The 6,702-nt window shown below is 37.2% G+C and carries 4 protein-coding genes and 1 rRNA gene; all 5 read left to right on the top strand.

Features of this window, described 5'->3' with window-relative positions; genetic code table 11:
• The first annotated feature begins 92 nt into the window (after positions 1-92).
• Entirely contained in the window at positions 93-1,133 is a 1,041-nt protein-coding gene (locus tag T498_RS0109760; RefSeq protein ID WP_036978336.1) for an NAD-dependent epimerase/dehydratase family protein, read from the top strand.
• A gap of 19 nt (positions 1,134-1,152) precedes the next feature.
• Positions 1,153-3,537: an adenylyltransferase/cytidyltransferase family protein gene (locus T498_RS17080; RefSeq protein WP_242839230.1), complete on the top strand. Its 2,385-nt coding sequence runs from the start codon at positions 1,153-1,155 to the stop codon at positions 3,535-3,537.
• A gap of 177 nt (positions 3,538-3,714) precedes the next feature.
• Positions 3,715-4,872, top strand: a complete 1,158-nt coding sequence (locus tag T498_RS0109750; protein ID WP_155951054.1) for a hypothetical protein — start codon at positions 3,715-3,717, stop codon at positions 4,870-4,872.
• A gap of 23 nt (positions 4,873-4,895) precedes the next feature.
• Positions 4,896-5,828, top strand: a complete 933-nt coding sequence (locus tag T498_RS0109745; RefSeq protein WP_028235744.1) for a sugar phosphate isomerase/epimerase family protein — start codon at positions 4,896-4,898, stop codon at positions 5,826-5,828.
• Positions 5,829-6,428: 600 nt separating this feature from the next.
• Positions 6,429-6,702, top strand: a 16S ribosomal RNA gene (locus tag T498_RS0109740); the annotation flags it as partial.

The raw sequence follows: 6,702 nt of genomic DNA, 5'->3' as shown, positions 1-6,702 counted from the left end.
TACCGATTGCTCCACCATTATACAGCTAAGCAACAAGATGGATAATTCCTTACTGGCTGTAAGGGGTATTAACCATAAATATATTGTAGTAGATGAAGGAATTAAAGACCACATACAAAAATGATTTGAATAATGCAATTGATTCAACTGTGAATTTTGACAAGCTGTTTAATAAAACAGTGTTGATAACTGGGATAACAGGTTTGATTGGCGGATTCATTGTGGATATTTTGCTATATGCAAATGAAACATTGGATGCAAACATTGAGATTTATGGATTAGCTAGAAATGAACAAAAAGCAAGAGAGAGATTCGCATATACGAATTCAAAAAAACTCAATTACCTATTCCAGGATGTATGTCAGCCAATCACACTAAATGCACAAATTGATTACATTATCCATGCAGCAGGAGATGGCTACCCTGAGGCTTTTAGAGTGCGACCAGTAGAGATCATGACTCCAGCACTTTTAGGCACAGTAAATACATTGGAGCTAGCCAGAGAAAAGCAGATTAAAGCATATGTTTATATTTCTAGCGGTGAAGTATACGGTGCGCCGGCGTCTGACAATAGACCATTCAAGGAAACGGATATGATAATGGCAGCTGGAATGTCTACTCGCTCATGTTACCCAGTAGCAAAACAGGCAGCGGAAATATTATGTGCTAGCTACGCATTAGAATACAACGTAAATGCGATAGTTTCTCGACTTAGCCATACATATGGTCCATACACTACAGCCATAGACAACAGAGCATCAACCCAATTTATTGCAAATGCAAGCAAGGGGCAGGACATTATTCTGCACAGCAAAGGCAATCAAATTCGTAGCTACACATACATAGCAGATACCGCATCAGCACTACTAACAATTCTAATAAATGGAAAAAGTGGTGAAGCCTACAATATCGCAAATGCGAATTCAACAGCCAGCATAGCTGAATTTGCTAAAACCTTGGCACAAATAGCACAGGTAAATTGTGAATTTGAAATACCTGACGAAATCCAACAAAAGGAACAAACTCCAATTTCCTATGCAGTTTTAGATGCTTCAAAAATAAAGACTCTAGGCTGGAATGGAAGATATGAGTTGATAGATGGATTGAAATGTACATTAGAGAATCTTAAATAGAAATAAAAAAGAGGAGAAAATGGGAACAGAACAGAATATCGTACAGAATCTACCAAAAGCAGTACTTAGCTGGTACAAATTTGAAAAGGGAAAGAAAGCACTTTTTATTACAGGCACGCTACCTGAATTTGAAGTGCTTATTTCTGTGCTTGAAGATAAAGAGCTTGAGGTTACCTGCATCCACAAATATCAACTTACAGATTTTGATTTAGAATACGTTACACCGGTGATTCCATCTGAGTATGAGGGAATCGACCTCAATAATTATGACCATTATTTTGACTACATAATCCTTGCTGGCTTACTAGAGCAGGTTGTTGACCCTAAAACTCTAATCCTTAAGCTCCCGGCGCTGATGGCTCCAAAGTGCAAAATCCTCATTGCCACAAACAATCGACTTGCAATGAGGCATTTTTGCGGTGATAAGGACATTACAACCGGGCATGTATTAGACGGTATTGACAATTATGCAAATCTCAGTGATAAACGTCTGCAAATTATTGGCGGACATGCACTTTCAAAAGTAGATATTGAAAAAATGTTAAAATCTGCAGGGATAAATAAGATGCAGTTTTATTCGGTGTTTCCATGCATCGCTCGTCCACAGATTTTTCTAAAATATGGATATAAGCCTAATGAAAGACTTGATGTTAGGGTTTTTACAGAATATGTTAGCCCAGAGACTGTATATTTACCAGAAGAAAAACTATACGAAGATTTCCTCGAGAATGATATTCTTCATCAGATGGCAAATGGCTATTTTGTTGAAGCAACAATTGATGGTGTTATAGATGCTCCAAATCAAATCACAGTACAAAATGATAGGGCAGAAGAGACGGCGGTAGCCACATATTTATATAATGATAGGGTAGTAAAAATACCCATGTATAAGGCGGGGGCGGACAAAGCATCACAGCTTAAAGTGAATACTTTTGATTTGACAAATCACAATGTTCCAATGGTTCAAGGCAAGCTAAATGTTATGGATAATTCCTATGTTACAGGCTTTGTACATGGCACAATTTATACAGAGTATTTGCGAGACTGCCTTAGGGAAAGCAAAGAAAAATTCTTGCAGGAGATGTCGGCATTTAAAGATATAATAGACAATTCTTCAGAACATGTTCCATATGAAGAATATGACTGGCTACAATTTGATCCATATTGGTACAAACAAAGGCCAGATAATCCTACAAAGTATAAGTGGAGAGATTTGGCATTTGGAAGTGAAGAGGATAAAAAAAATCTTGGCGTAATTTTAAAACGTGGCTATATAGATTTGGTATCTATAAATTGTTTCCAGACCGAGATGGGTCCGGTATTTTTTGATCAGGAATTCTATATTGATGAATTCCCAGCAAATTCTATCTTTATCAGAACAGTGGATTTTGTTTACAGAGACTGTTGGGAAATGGAGCAAATACTTCCCAAAGAAGAAGTTTTGGAATATTTCCACTTAAAAGAACATCAGGATATGTTCAGGAAAATACAGTACAAATTTTTAGCTGAGCTTAGAAATGAAGCAGAGTTAGCGAGCTACAACATTAGAACTCGTAAGGACTATAGAACTATGAGCAAAAACCGATTTCGAATGGATTTTGCTCAAGAAGAATATGACAGGCTTTTTGAGAATATTTTCAAGGATGTTGAAAGCAAACAGATTTACCTTTTCGGCTCAGGTGATTTTGCAAAGAAGTTCATTGACCAGTTTGGTAAATATTATGAAATAAAGGGAATTCTCGATAATAACAGGGAAAAATGGGGTACAACTTTGTATGATATCCCTATTAACTCTCCAGCAATTGTAAAAGAGGAGACTCTTCCATACAGAGTATTTATTTGTATCAAATACTATGAGGATGTTTTGGCCCAGCTAAAGAAAATGGAAGTCAGAGATATTTCTATTTATGATCCTCGGATCGAGTATCCAAGACCTTTGAAATTCAAGGCGCAAGGCGATAATGGCCCAAAGCCATATCATATTGGATACGTGTCAGGCGTGTTTGATATGTTCCACATAGGGCATCTGAATTTGCTTAGACGGTCAAAAGAGCTTTGCGATTACCTGATTGTCGGTGTTGTTACTGATGAGCAGGTGATGAATGGTAAAAAGACAAAACCAATGATTCCATTTGACCAGAGACTGGCAATAATTGAAGGTTGCAAATACGTTGATGAGGCGGTGGAAATCCCTGTAGATAAACCAAGCTCCATCGATGCATTTAACATGTACCACTTTGATGTGCAGTTCTCTGGAAGTGACTATGCAAATGACAAGGGCTGGCTCATAAACCAGGATTGGCTCAGAAAACACGGTAGTGATATTTATTTCTTCCCTTATACGGAAGGGATTAGTTCAACTGCTATAAAAACAGAACTACGAGAGCAGGGCAAGAATGAATAGAAGGAGTATGGCATGGAGATAATTGCAAGTTCAGTAGGATTCACAAATCGAGTTACTATGTTACATAAGCATATAGTAAAGGCAGGCTATAAGAATTGCATGTTCAGTGTGGGTGCCTTTGCAACAGATGCTGTCAAATACGGAGAGGACAAATTGCAATATGCTATGGAGCCTTACATGCAAAAATCAAAGGCTGAAGGGATTTATCACACAATAGCAACCCCGGTTTTCTTTGGTGACAAAGACTTAATCGAAATGCCATTTTATATAGCAAAAAAGTTATATTTTGAAAGCTTTAGAATTGCGAGGCAAGCGGGGTGCAAAAGTATATTATGTGCTCCAATACTTTTTGATGTGACTGAAGAACGAGTGAAGTTAAGGGCAAAACAAAAGAAGAATAAAGGAATGGACTTTTCCAAAAAAGAGGAACTTAGGTTAAAGGAACTGGAACATAGAAGACCGAGTGTGCAAGAAGCCAAAAGCTTCTATTTGTCACTTATTCCTTATGCTAGGGAAAACAATTTAAAGGTGCTAATTCCCAATAATTATGATTATTACAATGGCACTATTTATAGGAATGCTCTATCAGATCCATATCGTTTAAAAGAATTTGTTGAAGAGCTAAATAAGGAGGCTGGGTATGATTTATTTAAAATAGCCTTGGACTTTGGGATTTGTAATTTGCTTGGCCAAAACTATCATCAGGTATTAAGTGTCTTGGGAAACTTAATCGAATTAATCATGTTAAAAGAAAATAATGGTCATAATGGAGCCAGTCTGATGCCTTTCTCTAGTGCATTAGGAGGAAAATCATCAGTGGATTGGCTTAGCATAATTCGAGGCCTCAGAGAGATTAAGTACGATAAGGCAGTATATATCGACTATATGGATACTTATAATGCAGCTCCAGTAAGTCTTCGAAGTGACATTGTAGCATATGGTAAAAAAATAGCGGATTATTTCAGCTGGCAAATATCTATGGAGCTAGTGATTGCTAAATATCCATCTAGGGTTCTTTTTGGTGCAGGAAATATGTGTCGTAATTATATGAAATGCTATGGGGAGGAATTTCCTCCACTATTTACCTGTGACAATAATAAGGCGATATGGGGGCAAACATTCGAAGGGATTGAAATCAAATCCCCAGAAGCATTAAAAGAATTACCAGATGATACAGCTATTTTTCTTTGCAATATGTACTATGACGAAATCACGGATCAACTTAGATCGATGGGATTAAAAAATCCAATCGAACGGTATAATGATGAATATTTGCCATCAATGTACACTGACAGGTTTGATTCAGAAAAACGAGAAATAAAAAAGGAAAACTAACCTAACTCAAATGGAGGAAATGGATGTTAGAAATTGGTGTTCAGACAAAAAGTGTTGTTACCGACGATAATCCAGAAATTGGATTTCAGATGTTGAAAAAAGCTGGGTTTACTTGTTGTGACTTTAGTTTAAATAGCTATCTTTATAATAAGGATATTTATGCAGAGAACTTAAATGGTTTCTTTTCCAAAGATTTGAGTAAACTATACGAGTACTTTGAACCTCACAAGAAAGCTGCAAGAAATGCTGGAATTAGGATAAATCAAATGCACATGCCATATCCAGTTTATGTACATACAGCTTCTGAAGAGGTTAATAAATATCTTTGGGAAAATATCCCTATGAAAAGCATGGAAATCTGCAAATTCTTAGAATGTCCTAATATTGTGATTCATGGACTTAAACTTGAGCAATATCTGGGTACTGAGGAGGCAGAATGGGAAAAGACAGCAGAGTTTCTTAATAAAATAGCACCGTTTGCAGCGATAAATAATATTACTATATGTATGGAAAATCTATACGAGGGAAAGCCTGGACATCTAGTAGAAGGTCCAGGCTGTGATGTGCGGAAGGCGGTAGCACGAATTGATAAATTCAACTCTAGATATGGTGCGGATGTACTAGGCTTCTGTTTTGATATTGGTCATGCTAATATAGTGCATTTAGATTTCTACGACTTTATCACAACGCTTGGCCCTAGACTTAAGGTGCTACATCTCCATGATAATGATGGGGTATATGATCTTCATCAGATACCATTTACATTTACTAGGACAAGGGAAAATACTAGTGCAACAAATTGGGAAGGCTTTATTCAAGCATTACATGACATTAAATTTGAAGGGGTTCTTAGTTTTGAGACTGCGCCAGTGCTTGATTCTTTTCCAACTGAAATGAAAGAAGACGTGCTGTCGTTTATACATAAAATAGGAAAATACCTAGCGGAGAAAATATAAAAAAATAGGAATTCCTGCCGATATAAAGAATATAAAACAAAATGAATTGATTCTTTCGGCAGGAGTCCAATTCTCCGTTGGTTGATTTGACAGCAGGTCGGGTCGATTGACGTGAAGGAACAGCAGGGAGACGATTCGAGAAAGGACAAAAAATGACATTAACCGTTTTCGCTTGAGAGCTGCTTTTCGACTTCTTAAAGAAGCTGGGAGGCAGCTCGTTTTATGTCAAAATGTAAGTTGAGTGTACAGTTTGCACAATTCACACAACTTGCTTAAAAATGGGGAATAGATTTACTTTAAAAAAATAGGCAAAAAAGGGTTTACAAGTGATGATTCAGGTGATATTATAATCGAGCACTGAGGGACAGCAAGTCACACAGAGCAAAACAGATAAACGAAGATTGATAACTGAACAGTGAAACAAACCTTGAATTAATACAAGTTATTATGGTAACAAGCAAGCTTGTTACTTAACACAAACTTTTCTTCGAAAAGTTTATGAATGACATGTATCCTTGAAATTCATTTAGTTTCTAAGACGAAACAAAAACCTTTTTTTAGTAAACAAGTCAGTTTTATACTGATTCGGAATTAAACTTTTAACATGAGAGTTTGATCCTGGCTCAGGATGAACGCTGGCGGCGTGCTTAACACATGCAAGTCGAACGAAGCAATTTATCACGATCCCTTCGGGGTGACGATTTATTGACTGAGTGGCGGACGGGTGAGTAACGCGTGGGTAACCTACCTTGTACAGGGGGATAACAGTTGGAAACGACTGCTAATACCGCATAAGCGCACAGCTTCGCATGAAGCAGTGTGAAAAGTTTTTCGGTATAAGATGGACCCGCGTCTGATTAGCTAGTTGGTGAGG

The sequence above is a fragment of the Pseudobutyrivibrio sp. MD2005 genome, from assembly GCF_000621865.1.
GTDB lineage: Bacteria > Bacillota > Clostridia > Lachnospirales > Lachnospiraceae > Pseudobutyrivibrio.
The sequence above is the reverse complement of the archived record's forward strand: the minus strand, read 5'-3'. Positions and strand labels throughout refer to the sequence as shown.